Genomic DNA, 22,593 nt, shown 5'->3' on the forward strand with positions numbered 1-22,593 from the left:
AAGCCGATTCCGGACGCATTGTTTAGCTGTAGCGACAGCTATAATTATGCTGAGGCATAATCGATTAAATAGCGTCCACTATTTATTAAACATATCAAATAAACCGCCAATGCCGCCTTCACCTCTAGATTGACCGCCACCGCCTTGAGAAATTGGTGCTGCAGCGAAGACACGGCTTGCTAAACGGCTAAATGGTAATGATTGAATCCATACTTTACCTGGACCCTTTAAAGTAGCGAAGAAGATACCTTCACCACCAAATAATGCAGTTTTTACGCCCTTGACCATTTCGATATCGTAATCTACATCAGATGTCATAGCAACTAAACAGCCTGTATCAACACGTAATACTTCACCAGGTGCTAGAGTCTTTTCGTGAATAGTGCCACCTGCATGTACAAAAGCCATGCCGTCACCTTCAAGCTTTTGCATAATGAAGCCTTCACCACCAAAGAAGCCAACACCGATTTTTTTCTGGAATTCAACGCCGATTGAAACTCCTTTTGCAGCAGCTAAAAAGGCATCTTTTTGACAAATAATCTTGCCGTTCAATTGGCTTAAATCCATTGGAATAATCTTACCAGGGTATGGAGAAGCAAAATACACATGGCGTTTACCTGAACCAACGTTCGTAAATGTCGTCATGAATAAACTTTCACCTGTAATTAGACGTTTTCCAGCTCCAAATAATTTACCCATAAGTCCACTTTCTTGGCTTCCTGTTGAACCATCGCCAAAGATCGTTTCCATATGGATGGAATCATCCATCATCATTAAAGCTCCAGCTTCAGCTACCACTGTTTCTTGAGGGTCAAGCTCAACTTGCACGTATTGCATATCGTCGCCATATAATTTGTAGTCAATTTCGTGATTATTCATAAAGGATTCCTCCAAAAAATAATTTTGTTATTATATACGATTATAAGTTGTATTAGTTTCATCGTATAATTAAATATTTTAGAAAAAAAGGGAATAAGCTAGTAAATGTCGAATATAAAACACTAGAATGAGTATTTTCTATTTTTGTTTAGCTGGAATTTGTGATTGTTTTAACTTCTTTCAGCGAATGGCAAACATCCCGCTGAAAGAAGTTAAAACCTCCGTACGCAATTATGCCGAGGCATAATTGCTCACAAAAGACTTTCTCTGTAACTAACATCAATGGTTCAGCTAACGAAAATAAAGCCTCTGACGATTGTCACCGATGTTATTGATGTAAAAGCACGCTCTTTAAACCTCTATATATTAAAAATTCGGAATTTTGACACACTTGATTTTATATACTATAGAGTGATAGATGGTATCTGTTTGAAAGCAATGCAATTGGTAACATTGAGTCAGAGGCACAATAGATAGTTCAGGGGGTGTATGTAGTGGAAATTAAAAACTATATCGGCGGTGAATGGGTAACAAATTCACATTTACAAAGTATAGTAGTGACCAACCCTGCTAATGGGGAGCAGCTAGCTACAATACCGTTATCTACTGCAAGTGAGGTAGATGAAGCGGTAGCGGTTGCAAAAATTGCGCAAAAAAGCTGGGCATTAGTACCTGCACCTAAACGTGCTGACTATTTATATGCCATCGGTCAAAAAATGAAAGAGAAGAAGGAGCATTTGGCGACCGTTTTAACAAAAGAAATGGGGAAGGTTATTGAAGAAGCTAGGGGTGAAGTACAGGAAGGAATAGACATGGCTTACTATATGGCTGGTGAAGGGCGACGGTTATTTGGGGAGACAACACCGTCAGAGCTAGCTAATAAATTTGCCATGAGTGTACGGGCACCTATTGGCGTTGTAGGTTTAATAACTCCGTGGAATTTCCCTGTAGCGATTGCGACTTGGAAGTCATTCCCTGCAATAGTTGCTGGCAATACGTTCATTTGGAAGCCGTCAAATGAGACGCCAATGATGGCGTATGAGATGGGCAAAATTTTTGAAGAAGTTGGCTTACCAGGCGGAGTGGCAAATATCGTCTTTGGTACGGGGCCAACAGTTGGAACAGCATTGATTGAACATCCAGATGTTAAGGTCATTTCATTTACCGGCTCTACAACAACAGGTAGTAAAGTAGCAGAGTTAGGTGGTAAACACCTGAAGAAGATTTCATTAGAGATGGGTGGAAAAAATGCAGTCATAGTTATGGATGATGCTGATTTACAGCTAGCTACTGAAGGTATCTTATGGAGTGCATTTGGCACTGCCGGTCAAAGATGTACGGCATGTAGTCGCGTGATCGTGCATAAAGATGTAAGAGAGGAACTAGAAAAACGTCTATTAGACGAAATGAAAAAGCTAACAATTGGGGACGGCCTGGATGAAGGTGTGAAGATTGGACCTGTGATTAACAAAGCCGCATTGGAAAAGATTAATCACTATGTGCAAATCGGCAAAAAAGAAGGGGCGACGTTGTTAGCTGGAGGTAGAATTTTATCTGAGCCTCCTTACGATAAAGGGTTTTATTATGAGCCTACACTATTTACCAACGTGAAACCTGACATGATTATTGCACAGGAAGAAATCTTTGGTCCGGTCGTTTCTTTAATTGAAGTAGCAAGTTTGGATGAAGCAATCGAAGTAAACAATAGCGTAAAATTTGGCTTATCCAGTTCAATTTTCTCACAAGATGTGAATACGATTTTCCGCGCGCAACGAGATTTAGATACAGGTATTGTTTATGTGAATGCTGGCACAACAGGTGCTGAAATCCATTTGCCATTCGGCGGCACAAAAGGTACGGGGAACGGTCACCGTGACTCGGGTGTAGCTGCTTTAGATGTCTATACAGAATGGAAAAGTATTTATGTAGACTATAGCGGTAAATTACAAAGAGCACAAATCGATACAGAATAACAGATCAATGAAAGGGGATGTTCTTGATGAAAGTTGTTGTATTAGGTGCAGGTTTAATGGGGAAAGAGGTAGCTCGTGATTTAATAAAAAATAGCAAAGTGGAGCGTGTATTTTTAGGGGATATAGACGTGAAAATAGCGCAGAACTTTGTGGACACTTTAAATACAGATAAGATTGAAGTTGTAGAGCTTCATGCTGAGCGCGATGACTCGTTATTGGAAGTTATCTCAAAAGGCAATGTAGTTGTTAATGCATTGTTCTATTCCTTTAATGAGCGTGTTGCAAGAGCAGCGATCGCAGCTGGTGTCCATTCCGTGGATTTAGGTGGTCATATTGGCGGTGTAACAGAAAAAATATTAGATCTCGACGATGAGGCAAAAGCAAAAGGTGTAACCATTATTCCAGACTTGGGTGTTGCTCCAGGTATGGTCAACATTTTAGCGGGTTACGGTGCTTCGAAATTAGATGAGGTAGAATCTATTAAACTATTTGTAGGCGGTATTCCAACAGAGCCGAAGCCACCTCTTCACTATACACGTGTATTTTCCCTAGATGGTGTCTTTGATCATTATACAGAGCCGTCAAAAATGATTCAAAAAGGTAAACTTCAAGAAGTTCCGTCATTATCAGGTGTTGAACCTATTTATTTCAAAGATTTTGGTGTGCTTGAGGCTTTTTATACATCTGGCGGTATATCGACATTGTATAAGACATTCCCGAATGTCCAAACACTAGAATATAAAACAATCCGTTATAAAGGACATGCAGAGAAGTTTAAGTTATTAGCAGATTTAGGATTCCTCGATGCTAGTAATAAGGTAGAGGTAGAAGATCAAGAAGTTTCTGTGCGTCCAGTTGTTCGTGAGGCACTTAAAAAGAAACTCGAGCTTGGTACAAAACCTGATGCAGTGCTACTACGCGTAATTGTAGCAGGTGAAAAAGCGCAACAACAAGTGACTTATGAGTTCGAAATGGTTGTGTGTAAAGATATGACCATTAATGAAACGGCCATGGCTCGTGCAACAGCAAATACAATTTCTGTCGTTGCTCAAATGATTGGGGAAAATAAAATTACTGAGCGCGGTGTATTTGCACCTGAATCAATTGTACCGGGAGACATTTATATTAAAGAGATGGCAAAACGTGGTGTTGTCATTAAGGAGACATCTCATATATCAGCAATGATTGTGAAATGGTAGGTGCTTGGTCATGAATTTTGAATTTACCACTGAGCAAGAAATGCTACGTAAAACAGTGCGGCAGTTTGTGGATGCTGAGATTATGCCACATATTGCGAAGTGGGATGCTGAGGGTGGCTTCAATCCGAAAATTTGGTCAAGACTTGCTGAGCTAGGTTTAATGGGTGTTTGTGTACCAGAACAATACGGTGGTAGTGGGATGGATTACAATGCACTCGCCATCGTTTGTGAAGAGCTTGAACGTGGCGATACAGCGTTTCGTACAGCTGTTTCAGTTCATACAGGTTTAAATAGCATGACGTTAATGCAATGGGGAACAGAGGCTCAAAAACAGCAATATCTTGTTCCGCAGGCAAAGGGAGTTCGGATTGGGGCATTTGGTTTAACAGAGCCTGGAGCAGGGTCAGATGTAGCTGCAATGTCTACCACCGCAGTAAGGGATGGAGATTTTTACGTGTTAAATGGACAGAAAACATGGATTTCCTTATGTGATCTAGCTGACCATTTTATCGTTTTTGCCTACACTGATAAATCGAAAAAGCATCATGGCATTAGCGCATTTATCGTAGAGCGTTCGATGACGGGCTTTACATCGAAGGCCATTAAAGGTAAATACGGTATTCGTGCTGGTAATACGGGCGAGCTCTTTTTCGAAAATCTACGTATACCTGTAAAGAATCGCCTTGGAGAAGAGGGAGAAGGCTTTAAAATTGCCATGTCTGCGCTAGATAATGGTCGTTTTACAGTAGCTGCAGGTGCTGTCGGTCTTATTCAAGCATGTCTTGAGGCGAGTGTGAAATACTGTCATGAACGCGAAACATTTGGTAAGCCTATTGGCGAGCACCAACTAGTAGGGCAAATGATTGCTAAAATGGAAGCGGGCTATCAAATGAGCCGCTTACTTGTATATCGTGTTGGAGAGTTGAAAAACAAAGGTTTACGTAATACGCGGGAGACATCATTAGCAAAATGGCAGGCTTGTGATTTTGCGAATAAAGCTGCAGATGATGCTGTCCAAATTCATGGAGCATATGGTTATTCGGATGAATATCCAGTCGCTCGTTATTTACGTAACTCGAAAGCACCAGTTATTTATGAAGGCACGCGGGAGATTCATACGATTATGCAGGCTGACTATGTATTAGGAAAACGTCAAGATAAATCATTGGCAAAAATGCTACCAAAATGGCCATTTGAAGAATAGTCGTTTTATGATGACTTTTTATGAATGGATCTAAAGTTAATTAGACTTCTTGGAATATTCTAAGTGAAATTTTTTAAAGAAAAAGCCGATTTCCTAAACGTTAAGGGGATAATCGGCTTTTTCTTTAGTGACCGTAGAGAGAAAATGATTAGTTAGGGATCCGAATTTCGGATTCTTTTTTTATGTTAAAGAATGGAATTATGGTCTAATTGTGTCTTAGCGTTCAAATTATACAAGAAAATATTACTAAAAATAACATTTTATATTGCCTTATTCACATAATATGTTATTTTTAGATGGGCAATATAGTTCCAAATAATCAACGTATTACGGATTTGCAAAGGTAGTACTATAGGAGGATTTGTTATGAAGAAATTAAAACTCAATCAAGTGTTAATTGGAGTAAGTACAATGGCACTGTCGTTCGGAGCGTTACAAGCAGAAGCATCGGCAGCAGAAAAAACGCCTTATAATGTATTACAAATGAAGCCTGTGGGCATATATACGGCGAAAGATGAAATCGCACATTCTACAACGGCTGATGAAACATTATCATTTGAAAAACGTTTGGAAATGGGGGATTTTTCGGAACAACCAGCTCCAACTATAAAGCTTGCTGAAACGAAGCAATTGCAGGATAAGTATTCGATGGAAGAGCTTACTAGAATGAGCGATAGTGAGCTAATTGATACGCTAGGAAATATTCGTTGGTATCAAATTACAGACCTATTCCAATTCAATACTGAAACAAAAGCTTTTTATCAAAATAAAGAACGTATGCAAGTTATTATTGATGAATTAGGGAAAAGAGGAAGTTCTTTTACGAAAGATGATTCAAAGGGTATAGAAACATTTGTTGAGCTATTGCGCTCTGCTTTCTATTTAGGATTTTATAATAAGGAACTAAGTTATTTAAACGAGAGAAGTTTCCAAGATCTATGTTTACCAGCATTAAAGGAAATGGCTAAAAATCCGAACTTTAAACTTGGTACAGATGAGCAAGATAAAGTGGTATCTGCCTATGGGAAATTAATCGGCAATGCTTCAAGTGATGCAGAAACAGTTCAGTATGCTGCGAAGATTTTAAAACAGTATAACGAAAATCTCTCTACATATGAAAGCGACTCTTTAAAAGGGCAAGCAATCTATGATTTAATACATGGCATTGATTATGACTTGCAGTCGTACTTGCATCAGGCAGGTAAAGAAGCGAATACGACGATGTGGTATGGAAAGATTGATAGTTTCATCAATGAAGTGAATAACATTGCTCTTATACATAATGTAACGAATAACAATAGTTGGTTAATCAATAATGGCATTTATTATGCAGGGCGTTTAGGAGGATTCCATAGTAATCCAAATATAGGTTTAGAAGTTGTTACACAAGCAATGCAAATGTATCCCTATTTAAGTGAAGCTTATTTTGTAGCAGTCGAACAACTTACTACAAATTATGATGGAAAAGACTATAGTGGTAATGCAGTAGATTTAGAGAAAATGCGTGAAGAGGGCAAGAAGCAGTATTTACCGAAAACATATACATTTGATAATGGCTCGATTGTCTTTAAAACGGGAGCTAACGTAACAGAAGACAAAATTCAAAGATTATACTGGGCTGCAAAAGAAGTAAAAGCACAATATCACCGTGTAATTGGCAATGATAAAGCATTAGAGCCAGGTAATGCTGACGATGTATTAACAGTTGTCATTTATGACTCTCCAGATCAATATCGATTAAATCGTCAATTGTATGGCTATGAAACAAATAATGGTGGTATTTATATTGAAGAGAAGGGAACGTTCTTTACATATGAACGTACGCCGGAGCAAAGTATTTATAGTTTAGAAGAGTTGTTCCGCCATGAATTCACACATTATTTACAAGGAAGATACGAGGTTCCTGGTTTATTCGGAACAGGAGATATGTATCAAAATGAACGACTAACATGGTTCCAGGAAGGAAATGCGGAATTCTTTGCAGGATCAACACGTACAAATGATATAGTTCCACGTAATAGTATTATTAGTGGCTTATCATATGAACCATCACAACGCTACACTGCTGAACAAACAATGTTTGCAAAATATGGATCATGGGATTTTTATAATTATTCATTTGCACTGCAGTCTTATATGTATAATCATCAATTTGACACATTTGTTAAGATTCAAGATTTAATTCGTGCGAATGATGTGAAAAATTATGATAAGTATCGTGACGTATTAAGTAAAGATCCACAACTGAATGCGGAATACCAAGCGTATATGCAGCAATTGATTGATAATCAAGAAAAGTACGTGGTGCCACAAGTATCAGAAGATTATTTAATGAAACATGACCCAAAAGCGTTAAATGAAGTAGTACAAGAAATTGCAGATGTTGCTAACGTAAAAGATGCGAAAATTACAAAACATAAGTCTGAATTTTTTAATACATTTACAGTCGAAGGTACGTATGTGGGTAGTGCAACAAAGGGTGAATCTAAAGACTGGAAAACGATGAGTGAACAAGTGAACCAAGTACTAGATCAACTGTCGCAAAAAGAGTGGAGCGGCTATAAAACAGTGACAGCGTATTTTGTAAACTACCGTGTGAATGCAGCAAACCAATTTGAATATGATATTGTTTTCCACGGCATTGCGACAGATGAAGGAGATCATCAAGCGCCTATAGTAAAGATAAATGGTCCATATGCTGGAGTCGAAAATGAAAAAATCCAGTTCAAGAGTGATGGTTCAAAAGATAACGATGGAGAAATCGTTTCTTATCTTTGGGATTTTGGTGATGGAAAAACAAGTGAAGAGGCAAACCCTACTCATGTATACGAAAAAGATGGAACATACAATGTGACATTAACGGTGAAAAATGATAAGGGAATAGAAAGTAAAGATCGTACAATTGTATCTGTACGAAAAGGCGTACAAACAGAGAAACCTCATCCAGAAGAAGCGAAGATCATTCCATTTAATACGCCTCTAAAAGGTGATTTGGTTGGTGATGATGATACGGATGTATACACATTCGATGTTACAGCTGCAGAAGATATCGATATTTCTGTCTTAAATGAAAATCAAATTAGCATGACATGGGTGCTTTATCATGAGTCTGATAAGCAAAATTATGTAGCGTATGGGCAGGAAGATGGAAATAGTATAAAAGGTAAACTTCATGCGGAACCAGGAAAGTATCATCTATATATTTATAAAGTTGATAATGAAAACGGGACATATACAGTAAATGTACAAAATAGTGGACAAAAAACAGAGCAAGAACCAAATAATCGTCCGGAAGAAGCGAATATGATTCCATTTAATAAGTCTTTAAAAGGTAGCTTGATGGATGATGATCATACGGATGTATACACATTCGATGTTACGTCTCCAAAAGAAATCGATATTTCTGTCCTGAATGAAAATCAAATTGGCATGACATGGGTGCTTTGTCATGAGTCTGATATGCGAAATTACGTAGCATATGGACAGGAAGATGGCAATACTATAAAAGGTAAATATAATGCGAAACCAGGCAAATATTATTTATACATTTATAAATTTGATAATGAAAACGGGACATATACAGTAAATGTACAATAATTATATTTTTAAGAAATAAGTTTTAGTTTCAATAGTAGAGGCTGATCTGATCTCTATTTAAAAGAACAGCAGCTAACGTAGAATACATTAGCTGCTGCTCGTAATTAAGACGAGAGGGATTCACTTCCTCTCGTTTTTTTAATGATAAAAAATTCGGAATAATGTAACTTTCCTATTCTTTGGTAGTCTAATTCATAAACAAGTTTATGAAAGGGAGGAATAATAATGAAAAGGAATTGGTTAGCAATTTTACTCATCGCAGTACTAGCTATTTTGCCAGGGATTATTATGCTGGACTCGACCCAAAAAGTTGAGGCACAAACTAAGAGTAAGAGTACAACTACCTATAGCTGGCAAGTATCCTTTACTGAGGCACTAAAAGAAAGCGCAGTAGCGGAAGACAATGTTTACGTAACAAATAGCAAAAATAAAAGGGTAACAGCAACAGTAACATTCGGGGAAGATAAACAGACAATGATCGTAAGTGATTTAGTACCTGGAAGCTATAAATTACATGTGAAGAAAGAAGCGTTTGTACTAGATGGACCTAAAACAACATCGCAAGTAATAGCATTTACCATCATTGAAAAGCTTGAAGCTGTAAAATCAGAAAAAGAACTACAACAATATTTCGAAACACTTTTAGCTAACTCACAAAAAGAACGGAATGAGGCAACCATAGAACTGGCAAAGAGTGAAGACAAAGCGAGTGCAGACAATTCCTCTACAACGAATAATCAGGTCGAAGGAGTGGAAGAAGGGGATATTGTAGTTGTTAAAGATGGCTTTATTTATGCTGTAAAAGATCAAGGCATTACTGTAGTAAATGCTAAAGATCCGAAAAAATTACAGTTAGCAACTACAATCAAGCTGAAGGAGTCACGATATATTTCGAAGCTAGCCTTATATGGTAATTTATTAATAGTGATTGGGGATGAATATTTAGAAAAAGCAGGCACAAGCATGTCGACAGCCTCTTTGTATGATATTTCAAACCCTAACAATCCGAAGCTTATACGTGAAGTAGGGCAAGAGGGATATTTAAACGATATTCGAATTACAGATGATACATTATATTTAATCGGGAATATGTATCCGAATTATTGGATGCTTAGAGAGCAAAAAACGCCGGATTTAAAACCGAAAACATTTGATAGTGTAGAAGGAAATGAGTACAAAAGTTTACCTCTAGAGAAAATTTCTATTTTACCGAATACAATGGATGGAACATATAGCTTAATTACAGCAGTGGATTTAAAAAATGGTGCAAAGACAACTGCGAACACTAAGGGGTACTTAGGTGGTAGTAGTGGACTTTATATGTCGGACAATGCACTTTATTTAACAACACCAGTTTATGATGGAAATCGGGTGCCTGCTTCGGGTCGCATGATGGATATGATCTGGATACCGAGAACAACTAATACACAAGTTTTTAAATGGAATATTGATGGAACTGCCATGAATTTTGTAGGTACTACGGAAGTAAAAGGAACCGTGTTAAATCAATATTCAATGGATGAGTATAAAGGCAATTTCCGCATCGTTACAACCGAAGGAAATGCGTGGGATGAACAAAAAATATCTCGAAATCACCTATTTATTTTGGATGGAAATTTACAAGAGCTCGGTGCAGTAAAAGATTTAGCTCCAGGTGAAAAAGTATATTCTGCACGCTTTATGGGCGAAAAAGCATATGTAGTAACATTTAAGGAAGTGGATCCATTGTTTGTTATTGATGTCGCAAATCCGAAAAAGCCAACAGTGCTTGGTGAGCTAAAGATTCCAGGCTTTAGTAACTATTTGCATCCATTAGACGATACACATTTAATCGGTATTGGCTATGATACCGAGCAACGCTATGATGCATATTCGAAGCGGAATTTTACGGTCACAACTAATATGAAAATGTCATTGTTTGATGTTTCAGATTTCAAAAATCCAACGGAGCAATCGACAGTAAAAATAGGCGGAGAAGGCTCGTACTCTGAAGTTCAATACAATCCGAAAGCACTATTCCGCAACAAGGAATACAATTACTTCGGTTTCCCGGTTGTCCTGTATGATGCAGGGAAGGGTGATGAAGTCGTCTACAAAGGTCAAGGCGCGCAAATCTATGAAATCACTGCAGATAAAGGAATCGTCCTAAAAGGAAATATTGTGAATAAAAGCACTGGCGATCAGTATGAAAATTGGGAGCAGCGTGTACAGCGAGTAGTCTATATAGGTGACGCTCTTTACACAGTAGCGAACAATGAAGTGAAGAGCTATCAGCTAAAAGACTTCAAACCACTTGATACATTAACTGTAAAATAAAAAGAAAAGTCCAATAACCTCGATCTTGAGGTTATTGGGCTTTTCTTGTGGTTATTTTTGACGATATGGAAGAATTTCCGATACTGTCACGAATTCATAGCCTTGCCCTTGTAAATAAGCAAGAACGGAATCAAGACCATCGGCAGTCGATTGATGAATATCATGCATTAAGACAATGGCGTTATTGTGTAAATTATTTTTGACATTAGGTAGTAACTGTTGCGCATTGCGATACTTCCAATCTAATGTATCGATCGACCATAAAACAACAGGAACTGAAATTTGACTGTTGATCGTATCGTTTGTTGCTCCGTACGGTGGTCTAAATACAGTTGGCTTTTGGTTAAGGGCCTTTTCTATCTCCGCAACTGTAGAAGTGTATTGATTTACTGCCGACTCTAGTGACAGTTTTGTTAATACAGGATGGTTCCATGAATGATTACCTATTTCATGTCCTCGTGCAAGAACATCTCTTGCGATATCAGGATAATATTGTACACGACTACCAAGCATAAAGAAGGTAGCTTTTGCGTGATATTTATCAAGAGTATCTAATATCTGTTCTGTAACCTTTGGATGTGGACCATCATCAAAAGTTAAGGCAATGCGCTTTTTGTTTGGATCACCTGTATTAGTTGGCTTTACCGGCTTTTCCATAGCAATCTGGAAATCAGAGGCTAACAATGGATTGATAAGTGATAGTGGGAGCTTCACAATTGGTGGACCTGCTGCTCCGCTAGCAATCTCATACTCATCAAAATAGAATTGTATCGAATCATCAACGATAGCAAAGCGATTAAAGTTAGACCACTTCGGTTCAGTTGACTTTATTAAATCTTCCTTGAAAAGCTCATCCTTTAACTTAAGGTTTTGTTGTAAGTCGTTACGTACATGAGTAGCTAACACCGATAAATTGTTTTTATCGTTGTTCAACAATGTTTTAATGGAAATTAGTTCACCAGTTTCCTGATTGATGAAGAATGTTTTTGTTGAAACCTCGGGGTTGGCGCCGCCTGTATACAACATTTTTGTTAGCACAAAGGAATAGTATTTCTTTTGATATGGAAAAGTTTCCAAACTAATATTAAGCTCACCCATTACCTCTTTATCTTTATTTTCTTTCATAGATGACAGATAGTTTTCTTTTGAATCCGTTATGTACTGTAATACAGCATCGTTAAAAGCTTTATTATCTGTTTCTGGATAGTGAATAGCAAAAGGTGTTCGCTTATCATTAGAGACATCTGTTACAATACGTATACCTGGAAACGCAGAGCTATCTGTGGATAGGTTACTCTTTATTGAATCTGAAGTTGTCTCTTTAGAGGCACTAATTTTTTGAAACTTAAAGTCATCTTTTGATAGGATGATGACTAAAATAATAGTTGTTAATGTAATGATGAGGCCAATTAATAGGAAATCAATCATTGGGCCGCGTTTTTTTCTGCGTTCCGGCATTTTTGTGGATACGCTCCTTTCCTTATTTAGTTTTTTAGACTGCTTATAAAATCAGACGTGTTAGTCATTGAAAAAGTTATACGAATCTATGAAGTTTTGCTATCAATTTATGGGAAACCCATCTCCATGAAAAAATTACTCAGTAGCTACCATTTTTAGTATATGAAAGCCAAAGTACTTTGGTTAAAAGTTTAAAAAATTTTTTGTTGAGTTTTTATTTGCAGTTCGATACTATTGGCAAGGAACCCTTTAAAGGAGGCAGATAACTGTAATGGTTTTACATGAAGTGGACAATGAATTTACGATTGACTGCTTATTGCTTGCAGGTCGAATTATGATTGAAAGTGGTGCAGAAACATACCGTGTGGAGGATACAATGCTACGCATGGCACATTCTCAAAATATGCTAGATGCGCAATGTTATGCTACACCTACAGGGATCATTTTTTCGTTAGGCAAGACACAGCCGACGAGAATTACATCAATTTCCAACAGGGTAACAGATTTGCAAAAAATAGCCTTGGTAAATTCAGTATCTCGGAGACTCACATCTCACATGATAACATTAGAAGAAGCTTATGACGAGCTAAAGTCGATACAAAAAACAAATTATTTTTTACCAATTTATATTCAAGTCATATCAGCGGCTCTTGCGAGTGGTTGTTTCCTAATAATGTTTAAGGGAGGATGGTCTGATTTCCTTTTTGCATGTTTAGCAGGGGGATTAGGCTTCCTAGTACTTTTATTGATAAATGATTTAACAAAAGTGAAATTTTTCGCAGAATTTACAGCTTCTTTAGTAGTAGGGTCTATAGCTGTCTTTTCAGTGAAATATGGCCATGGTACAGAAATAGATAAAATTGTTATTAGCTCCGTTATGCCACTAGTACCAGGTATTTTGATCACGAATGCCGTTCGGGATTTAATAGCAGGTCATTTTATGTCGGGGATGGCGAAGGGTGTAGAGGCCTTTTTAACAGCTTTTGCAATCGGTGCAGCTATTGCTGTCACTCTATCGTTTTAGGAGGCAGACGACATGGACTATATCGTACAGTTGATTCTCAGTTTTTTTGCGACGACAGGTATCGCAATTATTTTTAATGTACCTAGAAGAAATCTAGTTTATTGTGGTTTTGTTGGGGTAGTAGGCTGGATGATTTACTTCATTCTAACAGAACATGGCATGGATATAGTATATGCCTCATTCTTTAGTTCTTTTATAATTGCTATCGTTTCCCATTTGTATGCTCGGCGCTTCAAAATGCCAATGATTATTTTTATTGTCGGCGGTATTATCCCGTTAGTTCCGGGAGGTATGGCTTATAATGCAATGAGAAATATTGTAGAGGATGATTATATACAAGGGCTACAGTATGGATTAAAGGCATTTTTAATTACAGGTGCCATCGTTATAGGACTTGTGTTTGCAGAGGTACTAATACAGCTTATTTTCCGTTCTGTACGTACTGGTAAAGCGAGATTCCAAAAGGTCTATAAGAAATAAGACACTCATCAAATGAATGAGCACAGCGGATAAAACAAATATAAAAAAGGAGGTGCGTTTATAAACGTAACCTCCTTTTTCAAATTACTATTTAACTAGTAATGCTTCAATTTCCTCTGCGTGAATTGGTTTACTAATATAGTAACCTTGAATAGCGTCACAGCCATAAGAAATCAAAAGATCTGCTTGTTCAGCGGTTTCGACACCTTCTGCTACAACTTTAAGTTCCATAGATTTTCCGAGTTGCACCATACCGTGCATTAGCTTTTGCGTTTTTTCGGACTTTAATAAAGAACTTGTAAATGTTTTATCGATTTTTAATGTATCTATTGGTAAAATTTGCATATATCTAAATGAACCATACCCGGTACCGAAATCATCTAGTATAAAGGAAATACCTTCATTTTCAAGCTTACGCATTTGCTGTGTGATAAAGGTAGCAGCTTCTGCTTCTAGCGCAAATTTCTCAGTGATTTCGATTTGAATAAGGCTTGCAGGACAGCCGGTTTTTGCCAAAGTTCCAAGGATTGACTTTGCCATGTTTTTATCACGGAATTCGCGTACAGAAGAGTTAATGGATACTTTTAAATTAAGACCAGCTTTTTGCCAGATTAGCGCCTGTTCACAAGCTTTTTCTAGCATAAAGGAACCGATATTATTAATAAGACCAGTTTCCTCAGCGATTGGAATAAGCTCATCTGGTGAAACAACGCCAATTACTTCATCTTCCCAACGGACTAGTGCTTCTACAGCTGTAATTTTTCCTGTATAAACATCAATTTGTGGCTGATAGAGGACTTTTAGATTTTTTTGGTCAAGAGCCTGAAGTAAACGTTTTTCAATTAAAGCTTTACGATTTAATGCTTTATGTGTTGCTTTGGATAGTGAGACGATTTTATCGCCACCTGCTTCACGGACAGTTGTGATAGTAGCAATGGATGCCTTCATTAGTTGGGAGAATGTAGTTTGATCCTCTGGATAACGTGTAATTCCGCCACTAATAGAAATAGGGACAGCAACATTACTGTTATAAATTGGATGTTGTTGTAAGTAAGACAAGAAGCCTTGAATAAACCATTCACTTAATGGTGTAATCACGACAAAATCATTTTCGTTAATACGTGCCATTGTGCTATCTTGGAAGTACATTTTTATACGATTTGTAAACTCTACAATAAGACTTTGACCGATTTGCTGATCATGTAACTCTTTTAATGTATAAAATTTATCAATACTCAAATAGACAAAAGAAAAGTTTCTTTCATCCTCAATCATATTGGAAATCACTTTTTCAAGTCGATGTGCATTCATCAGACCAGTTTCTGTATCAATATAAGCAATTTTTTCCAGCTGATGTTGAATTGACTTGGACTTGGTGATATCCTTTTCAATTAATAAAAATTGTTGCTCATTTGTTTCGATATTAAATGTAGGGATAGCTGTTAGTAGTACCCAATAAGACTGACCTGCTTTTGTAACTTTTTCGACTTCACCTTGCCACGTTTGGCCAATGTTTAAATTCCGCCAGATGGTATTTGTGATCTTTTCGCTTTCTTTATTTTCAGGGAACAATTGCCAAAACGTTTTACCAATCACGCGTTTTGGTGTCCATTGACTCGTTTTTAGAAATTCATTATTACATTCTAAAATAAACCCATCATGATCAAGTGTAACTGTCATAAATGTCGAGTCTAATCCCTTTTTTAAGTCTACGAGAGTGCTGCTACTTGAGACAGAATTAATCATTAACTCTGGGAGCATGAACATCATAAGAACGAAATGCTTTCCTTGTTCAGTAAATGGTTTAGCTAGTAGCGCTGTTGTAATTTCTTCATTTGTATACGTTTTTAATTGAATTTGATTGATATACGTGCTGTCATTATTTTGCATAATAGCTTGAAAGGTTTCTAATGAAAGCTGACGTAGTAAATTTTCATGAATGAATAAAGTGGTATGTTCTTTAATAGTAGTATCTGAAAAATCAAATAGCTGTTCAGCAAGCTTTCCCAAATTTATAACTTGTCCTTCTTGATTCAAGACAATAGCAGGAAAAGGAAGTGAATTTAAATAATGTTCATCGATCGTAAATGATTTATGCATATGACTCATGATTATTCGATCTCCTTGAGTAATCTATATATACTATTATTATAGTTAATTATCGGGAATTAGTCATTATGAATATGATTGTAAATATTTGATAATAAAAAATTTCGGGACTTTTTTAGTTGGGAATAAGGAAAATATTGAAGAAAAATAACATTTTTTAGTATGAATATAGGGATCTAGAATTATGTGGAAAGATTAAAAAATAGTTTTAATCGTCTCCTGTGCGATAATACGGGGAGAACCCGGACCTTAAATGGAGTTGTTACTCACAATACACCATTCCATAGTTAACAATTCGTTATTGGGTGCAGGTATTTCATTACCTACATATTTATCTTCATTCAGTGGGTGTCCTAACACCTACTGATAAATTGCCACAGGACGTGGCTATCTTAAACTGGGCTCCTCTATGTATTTTCAATTTCTAGCACCGATATTTGTTGTTGCCTATGTCTCTCTTAGTTTAAGGAAATGGCCATCGAAATATCAAGTGATAAGGATTATTGGTACACTTTTAGGTCTTTCTCTCCTACTAATGAACGCTTCATTGGATGATTTATTAGTTAGTAGTAAAGCCTTATTGTAGGGAGTAGCGATTGGTCTTACGATGCCGTCTACACATTGTACCCTGCAAGTTTGAAAAAAGAATGAAGTGTACTACTTGTACGGGGAATGCTTATAGGAGGATTCGCATGAGAGATTAATTGTTGCATTTGGAGTCAAATCTGTTGTTTTTCCGCTATTTTAAGTAGAAACAAGATGATTTCTAGTATTAAACCGCTACAGCAATGGTTATTCAGTATCGTGTTTGGTACATCGCTAGGTTTGAGCAATTAGTGGATGTCTTCGTTATGCTTGTTTATTTAACATGGCTTTCTGTAGGTAAAGAAAAAGCGTAAAAATACTATCTGTATAGGAGTTATTCACTATATTTGAAATTTGTGGAACTCCTTTCTGATGATAAGGGGGAAGAATATGAAAGAAATTTTTTCCTATGTGAAGCCTTATAAATGGACTGCGTTTATCGCGTTATGCTTAATGCTGTTGGAATTGTTTGTGGAGCTCGCTCAGCCACTTATCATGGCTAAAATCATAGATGATGGAGTACGTGCTCAAAATCAAGGGATGATTTGGCAATGGGGAATTGTTTTACTTGGCTTATCGTTCGTAGCCTTTATAGCCGGTGTTGTTAATTCGTATTTTTCATCGCATACAGCTCAGAGTTTCTCCTATGATTTACGAAATGCATTGTTTGAAAAAATACAATCCTTTACATTAACCACTTATCAAAAATTCTCAACAGCTTCTCTTATTACAAGGTTAACGAATGATGTAACGCAAGTTCAGACGGTGCTGTTTATGAGTTTGCGTATTATGCTTCGTGCACCACTTGCCGTTGTTGGCAGCATCGTTATGGCCTTTGTAGTAAATGCTAAATTAGCGTTGTTTTTAGTTATTGGCGCACCGATTATTTTGATTTTTCTTATTTTTATGGTGACAAAAGGTGTGTCTTATTTTGGGCTTGTGCAAAAAAGAATGGATCGTTTGAATCGTGTACTACAGGAAAATTTACAGGCTATACGATTAGTGAAGGCTTATTTACGTGGTGCGTATGAGGCCTCTCGTTTCGATGAAGTTGCCTCACGCTTAAAAATAGATACTGTAAAGGCTTTACGCACAATGGAGTATATTATGCCTGTGCTGTTATTCATCATGAATATGAGTCTGCTTGCAGTACTGTGGTTTGGGACAAAACAAATAGCTTCAGGTACAACACCGCTCGGAGATGTAGTTGCCATTGTCAATTATGCGATGCGTATGACAGGCTCGTTTTCGATGTTTGCTTTTATTATTATTTTTTATGCGCGTGCAAAAACCTCCGCAGAACGTATGGCAGAAGTTCTTTCAACTAAGAATGAGATAGAGCTACCATCATCTTCAGAGAAAACGTCTAAAGGCTTGAATTTTGGAGAGTTAGCTTTTGAGCATGTTAGTTTTACTTATCCTGGGGAAGACTCACCTGTATTATCTGATGTAAGCTTCCAAGTGAAATCTGGTGAAAAGCTTGCCATTATGGGGGCAACTGGTGCAGGGAAATCTACGTTGTTACAGCTTATTCCACGTTTCTACGAAGTGACTGAAGGTAAAATAGTAGTAGAGGGGAAAGATGTACAGCAATGGGATTTACAAGAGCTGCGTGAAATCATCGGCTATGTTCCACAACAATCATTATTATTTACAGGAAGCATTGCGGATAATGTTCGTTGGGGCGATGCAGAGGCTGAAATGGATGCAGTGCTACAGGCTACAATGCAAGCACAAATTCATGCTTCTGTAGAGGATTTCCCGAATGGTTATGAGACAAAAGTCGGTCAGAAGGGTGTTAACCTTTCAGGCGGTCAAAAACAAAGATTATCGATTGCAAGAGCGTTATTAAGAAAAGGGCATATTTTAATGCTTGATGATAGTACAAGTGCACTTGATGTTAAAACCGAGCAGGCATTATGGGAAGCTTTGAGTGAAGAACAAGCAACAATGCTAGTAGTCACTCAAAAAATTCGGACAGCTAAAGGTGCAAGTCGCATCTTACTCATTGATGCAGGAAAAGTGGTTGCATATGGGACGCACGAAGAGCTTTTACAAACGTCAGTGCTTTATAAAAAAATCGCAATCTCTCAACAGGAGGTGAAGGAATAATGAGATTTTTCCACAAGCCTTTTGGCTATGAGCCGATTTTGACGAAAGATGATGTGAGGCAAGTTGTTAAGAAAAAGAAGGGACCTCGTGCAACAGATTGGAAAAGCACACTACTACGTTTATGGAAAATAGTCGATGAACAACGTGTACTACTAATTATTGTGCTGTTACTTGTCTTGGCGAGTTCCATCTTGTCTCTTCTTGGACCGTATTTAATTGGTAAAATGATTGACATGTACGTAACGCATGGAGAGCTCACAGGACTTGAAAAAGGGATTATGCTGTTAATCGGCATTTATGCTCTATTAGCAATATCATTATTTTTGCAAAACTATTGGATGATTGGTGTTGCCCAACAAACCATATATAGATTACGAACGAGTGTCTTTGCTCATTTCCAAAGACTGCCGATTACCTTTTTTGATCGTCGTCAGCATGGAGAATTAATGAGTCGAATGACGAACGATATTGAAGCCGTTAGCTCAACATTAAATAGCTCCTTTATTCAAGTGTTTTCTAGTGTAGTAACGCTTACAGGAACAGTGATTATCATGCTAAGTCTAAGCCCCTTACTGACAGTATTAACGATGACCATTATACCGATTATGTTTTGGGCGATGCGTTGGATCACACGAAGAACCGCACCATTATTTAAGGAGCAGCAAGCGGCCATAGGAGCTTTGAATGGCATGATTGAAGAAACGATTTCGGGCCAACGAATTGTCAAAGCTTTCTCACAAGAAGAACGCATGAAAGCTGAGTTTCGCGAAAAAAGTTTACGCTTAAAAAGTACTGGCTTTTGGGCGCAGACATATTCAGGGTATATACCAAAGGTCATGAACTTTTTAAACAATATGAGTTTTACAATAGTAGCTGGTATTGGCGGAGTACTTGCTTTTTATGGGCATGTATCAATTGGCGTAATTGTTATTTTTACAGAATACGCGAGACAATTTACACGCCCTTTAAATGATTTGGCCAATCAATTTAATACCGTGCTGTCAGCGATTGCTGGAGCTGAGCGTGTATTTGCGTTACTGGATGAACAGCCCGAGGAGGAAGCTGCTTCAGCACGGGAGCATAAGCTATTAGGGCAAGTGAGCTTTCGACATGTGTACTTTAAATATGAGCAAGCAGCGGAAGCTTACACTTTGAAGGACATTAATTTTAACGTGGAGCCCGGACAAACGGTTGCTCTGGTTGGGGCAACCGGTGCAGGAAAAACAACGATCCTGCAGCTTATTGCAAGATTTTATGAAGTATCAAACGATGCGGTTTTATTTGATGGTGTAAACGTTCAGCAAATAGAACGACAAGCATTGCGCTCGCAAATGGCCTTTGTGTTACAGGATCCGTTTCTGTTCGAAGCGTCTGTACGTGAAAATATTCGTTATGGTCGATTAGATGCTAGCGACGAAGAGATAGAGGAAGCGGCGAAGCGTGCAAATGCACATGACTTTATCATGATGCTAAAGGATGGCTATGACACTGTACTTGCTGCAGATGGCAGTGGAATTTCGCAAGGCCAAAAGCAGTTATTATCAATAGCACGAGCTTTGATTGCTGATCCGAAAATTTTGTTGTTGGATGAGGCGACAAGTAGTATTGATACTGTTACGGAGCTTGCGATTCAAGAGGCTCTTGATGTGTTAATGCAGGGACGCACAAGCTTTGTTATTGCCCACCGTTTAAATACAGTACACAATGCCGATATTGTGCTTGTTATGCACAAAGGTGAGTTAGTTGAAGCAGGCCCTCAACAAAAATTAATGGAATCGGGTGGCATTTATGCGCAGATGTTACAATCTTCATCTCATCATCTTGATGAGTAGTGTGAAAATAACGATGTAATTATAAATCTTATTGATCCAGTATAAAAAAGAGTGATTTCGAACTTTTGGAATTGCTCTTTTTTAGTTGAAGTATGATTTTTAATCTATAATTTAAATGTAATTTATTGGGATAAATAGTATAATTAAGTATAGGTAGATTAAGAGGGATTAGTTCTTTTAGGTGAGGGAGCAACTAGATGCTCCCTGGCAGCAGAAATAGGGCCTGCAAATGAATGGGGTGTATAAAAATACATACCTTATTCTAGTAATTTTCAGTTTATAATCGTTAAAAATCATATAAAACCTTTTAATTTCACTATATTTGGAGTAAAATTGTTAATAAATAGAAATGATTAGAAGTGGTTAGTATATTTTGTTGCCAGCTTATTTTCTTTCTTGCTACAATAGGGCAATAGTCTGATACAAGAACGGAGTAAATGATGAATATTTCAGTGATGACAGTGTCTTTCCCGATAGATGGAGAAACATTAAATGAATTAAAATTATTGTGTGAAGAAGCGACCACACATGATTATCGTGTATATGAGACTGCTATGGGTTTGCCTATGGCGGGTTCCTTTGAAACGAAGGGATTTATGGTACTTGCATATGAAGATGACAAAGATGTATTAGTGGGTGCAGCTAGTGCAATAGATTTAATGGGACTGCATACATATGAATGGTCTTTAGTTGTAACACCTACGTACCGTCAAAAGGGAATTGGAACTGCTTTAGTGGAAGCTTTACAGGCTGGCCTCGAAGAGCGTGGGGCAGAAGGTCAATTGGCGGTAGTGATTGATGGATCGCCTTTTGGGCACATGTTTATTGAAAAGAAAGGCTTCACATATAGCTTTTCAGAGGCCACTTTAGAAACAAGAGCAGAGTCAGTAGAATTAAAGAATAATATCGAAATTATTCCTTATACAGATGAACAGGCAGAGTTGATTGCCATCTATAGTGCTGCGTTTGGAGATCTACCTGAGGAGTCTAAAGAGCTTATCGCTTTTAATACTTCAACTACTGGAAGAAAGCTATGGGTAGCCCGTAAAGATGGAGAAATTGTTGGAACAGTGACGACTGCCCAGGAAAATGAAATTCAATGGGTAACGGCATTGGCAGTGCATCCAAACTTTGAGGGGCAAGGAATTGGTACTGCAATGCTGTCATTTTCCAAAGATTATGCGAGCAAAACTGAAGCTAAATTCGTCATGCTCGATGTAGAAATTGACAATAGAAAAGCGCTTTCTGTTTATGAGAAGGCCGGCTTTATGAAAGCTCAACAAATAGACTATTATGTAAAACAATAAGTGAAGAGTGAGGAGTGTGCTCCTCACTTTTTTATGTTCGGCAATGAAGTCTGCACACCGGAAAAGGAAGTGAATTTTCAGGTAGAGATAAACGAACTACGTAAATGGATGGGGAAGACCTTGCTTTTTTTCCGAGGAACATCATTCGAATCCGTAATATATTTTTTCATGATATCTTATTTAGATTAACTGTAAAACATTAAACAAATGTCATATTAAAAGTTTAAAATCATTATAATAGGAAGTTTCTCGACGAAGTAAAAAACTATTAACTTTTTTAGAAAAAAGTATTGACGTTTTTAAATTAGGCGTGTAGTATTATACAAGTCGTTAAGACAGCTACTAAAAAACAGTTGAATTAGTTGTTGACATAGAGTTTACGACATGATACTATATGAAAGTCGCTGTTGAGAAAACGGCAACGAAATGAACCTTGAAAACTGAACAAGCAAAACGTAATCAATAAAGTTTTTAGTAACTAACCATGAGTTAGTGAACGAAACGAAATTTTGGACATC

Annotated in this window: 13 protein-coding genes and 1 pseudogene; 11 read left to right on the forward strand and 3 right to left on the reverse strand. The window is 37.4% G+C overall.

All coding sequences use genetic code 11. The annotated features are described in order from the left end of the window. Nucleotides 1-78 precede the first annotated feature (78 nt). Nucleotides 79-879, reverse strand: coding sequence for a TIGR00266 family protein (locus tag PVA17_RS16230; RefSeq protein WP_132364702.1), 801 nt, complete (start codon nucleotides 877-879; stop codon nucleotides 79-81). A 494-nt stretch (nucleotides 880-1,373) separates the two neighbouring features. Between PVA17_RS16230 and PVA17_RS16235 the strand changes: the two genes are divergently transcribed. From PVA17_RS16235 to PVA17_RS16255, 5 genes are all read left to right on the forward strand, one after another. Beyond that, nucleotides 1,374-2,852: an aldehyde dehydrogenase family protein gene (locus PVA17_RS16235; RefSeq protein WP_132364704.1), complete on the forward strand. Its 1,479-nt coding sequence runs from the start codon at nucleotides 1,374-1,376 to the stop codon at nucleotides 2,850-2,852. Between the two features lie 26 nt (nucleotides 2,853-2,878). Next, a complete protein-coding gene (locus PVA17_RS16240) occupies nucleotides 2,879-4,051 on the forward strand; it encodes a saccharopine dehydrogenase family protein (protein ID WP_274068282.1) in 1,173 nt (390 codons plus the stop codon). 10 nt (nucleotides 4,052-4,061) lie between these two features. Then, nucleotides 4,062-5,255 (forward strand): acyl-CoA dehydrogenase family protein, encoded by a 1,194-nt coding sequence (locus tag PVA17_RS16245; RefSeq protein ID WP_132364708.1) that lies wholly within the window; start codon nucleotides 4,062-4,064, stop codon nucleotides 5,253-5,255. A gap of 366 nt (nucleotides 5,256-5,621) precedes the next feature. Further along, complete coding sequence (locus PVA17_RS16250; RefSeq protein WP_132364710.1) at nucleotides 5,622-8,852, forward strand: collagenase; 3,231 nt, start codon at nucleotides 5,622-5,624, stop codon at nucleotides 8,850-8,852. A gap of 225 nt (nucleotides 8,853-9,077) precedes the next feature. Then, nucleotides 9,078-11,168 carry a beta-propeller domain-containing protein gene (locus PVA17_RS16255; protein ID WP_132364712.1) on the forward strand — a complete coding sequence of 697 codons (2,091 nt, stop codon included), beginning with the start codon at nucleotides 9,078-9,080 and terminating at the stop codon, nucleotides 11,166-11,168. Between the two features lie 51 nt (nucleotides 11,169-11,219). On the opposite strand, the gene PVA17_RS16260 is transcribed toward PVA17_RS16255, so the two are convergent. Next, nucleotides 11,220-12,626: a polysaccharide deacetylase family protein gene (locus PVA17_RS16260; RefSeq protein ID WP_132364714.1), complete on the reverse strand. Its 1,407-nt coding sequence runs from the start codon at nucleotides 12,624-12,626 to the stop codon at nucleotides 11,220-11,222. A gap of 271 nt (nucleotides 12,627-12,897) precedes the next feature. On the opposite strand from PVA17_RS16260, the gene PVA17_RS16265 reads away from it, so the two are divergent. Further along, entirely contained in the window at nucleotides 12,898-13,650 is a 753-nt protein-coding gene (locus tag PVA17_RS16265) for a threonine/serine exporter family protein (RefSeq protein WP_132364716.1), read from the forward strand. 12 nt (nucleotides 13,651-13,662) lie between these two features. Beyond that, nucleotides 13,663-14,130 (forward strand): threonine/serine exporter family protein, encoded by a 468-nt coding sequence (locus PVA17_RS16270; RefSeq protein WP_132364718.1) that lies wholly within the window; start codon nucleotides 13,663-13,665, stop codon nucleotides 14,128-14,130. 87 nt (nucleotides 14,131-14,217) lie between these two features. Here the strand turns inward: PVA17_RS16270 and PVA17_RS16275 are convergent, their stop codons facing one another. Beyond that, nucleotides 14,218-16,239 (reverse strand): GGDEF domain-containing phosphodiesterase, encoded by a 2,022-nt coding sequence (locus tag PVA17_RS16275; RefSeq protein WP_132364720.1) that lies wholly within the window; start codon nucleotides 16,237-16,239, stop codon nucleotides 14,218-14,220. 418 nt (nucleotides 16,240-16,657) lie between these two features. On the opposite strand from PVA17_RS16275, the pseudogene PVA17_RS25555 reads away from it, so the two are divergent. The 4 genes and pseudogenes from PVA17_RS25555 to PVA17_RS16290 all read left to right on the forward strand — a co-directional run. Then, a pseudogene (locus PVA17_RS25555) lies at nucleotides 16,658-16,887 on the forward strand (DMT family transporter); the annotation flags it as partial. Between the two features lie 327 nt (nucleotides 16,888-17,214). Next, a complete protein-coding gene (locus PVA17_RS16280; protein ID WP_274068283.1) occupies nucleotides 17,215-18,936 on the forward strand; it encodes an ABC transporter ATP-binding protein in 1,722 nt (573 codons plus the stop codon). Then, on the forward strand, nucleotides 18,936-20,768 hold the full coding sequence (locus PVA17_RS16285; RefSeq protein ID WP_274068284.1) for an ABC transporter ATP-binding protein: 1,833 nt from the start codon (nucleotides 18,936-18,938) through the stop codon (nucleotides 20,766-20,768). The genes PVA17_RS16280 and PVA17_RS16285 overlap by 1 nt, the downstream gene beginning before the upstream one ends. A 437-nt stretch (nucleotides 20,769-21,205) precedes the next feature. Further along, nucleotides 21,206-22,075: a GNAT family N-acetyltransferase gene (locus PVA17_RS16290; RefSeq protein ID WP_274068285.1), complete on the forward strand. Its 870-nt coding sequence runs from the start codon at nucleotides 21,206-21,208 to the stop codon at nucleotides 22,073-22,075. Nucleotides 22,076-22,593 lie beyond the last annotated feature (518 nt).

The organism is Lysinibacillus sp. CNPSo 3705, from assembly GCF_028674935.1.
In the GTDB taxonomy this organism is placed as follows: domain Bacteria; phylum Bacillota; class Bacilli; order Bacillales_A; family Planococcaceae; genus Lysinibacillus.

Excerpts from the sequence above, each read along its gene's own strand:
- PVA17_RS16240 (WP_274068282.1), top strand. The coding sequence starts at position 2,879 with ATGAAAGTTGTTGTATTAGGTGCAGGTTTAATGGGGAAAGAGGTAGCT.
- PVA17_RS16260 (WP_132364714.1), bottom strand. The coding sequence starts at position 12,626 with ATGCCGGAACGCAGAAAAAAACGCGGCCCAATGATTGATTTCCTATTA.
- PVA17_RS16280 (WP_274068283.1), top strand. The coding sequence starts at position 17,215 with ATGAAAGAAATTTTTTCCTATGTGAAGCCTTATAAATGGACTGCGTTT.
- PVA17_RS16230 (WP_132364702.1), bottom strand. The coding sequence starts at position 879 with ATGAATAATCACGAAATTGACTACAAATTATATGGCGACGATATGCAA.
- PVA17_RS16265 (WP_132364716.1), top strand. The coding sequence starts at position 12,898 with ATGGTTTTACATGAAGTGGACAATGAATTTACGATTGACTGCTTATTG.
- PVA17_RS16275 (WP_132364720.1), bottom strand. The coding sequence starts at position 16,239 with ATGAGTCATATGCATAAATCATTTACGATCGATGAACATTATTTAAAT.
- PVA17_RS16290 (WP_274068285.1), top strand. The coding sequence starts at position 21,206 with ATGATGAATATTTCAGTGATGACAGTGTCTTTCCCGATAGATGGAGAA.
- PVA17_RS16285 (WP_274068284.1), top strand. The coding sequence starts at position 18,936 with ATGAGATTTTTCCACAAGCCTTTTGGCTATGAGCCGATTTTGACGAAA.
- PVA17_RS16250 (WP_132364710.1), top strand. The coding sequence starts at position 5,622 with ATGAAGAAATTAAAACTCAATCAAGTGTTAATTGGAGTAAGTACAATG.
- PVA17_RS16255 (WP_132364712.1), top strand. The coding sequence starts at position 9,078 with ATGAAAAGGAATTGGTTAGCAATTTTACTCATCGCAGTACTAGCTATT.
- PVA17_RS16270 (WP_132364718.1), top strand. The coding sequence starts at position 13,663 with ATGGACTATATCGTACAGTTGATTCTCAGTTTTTTTGCGACGACAGGT.
- PVA17_RS16245 (WP_132364708.1), top strand. The coding sequence starts at position 4,062 with ATGAATTTTGAATTTACCACTGAGCAAGAAATGCTACGTAAAACAGTG.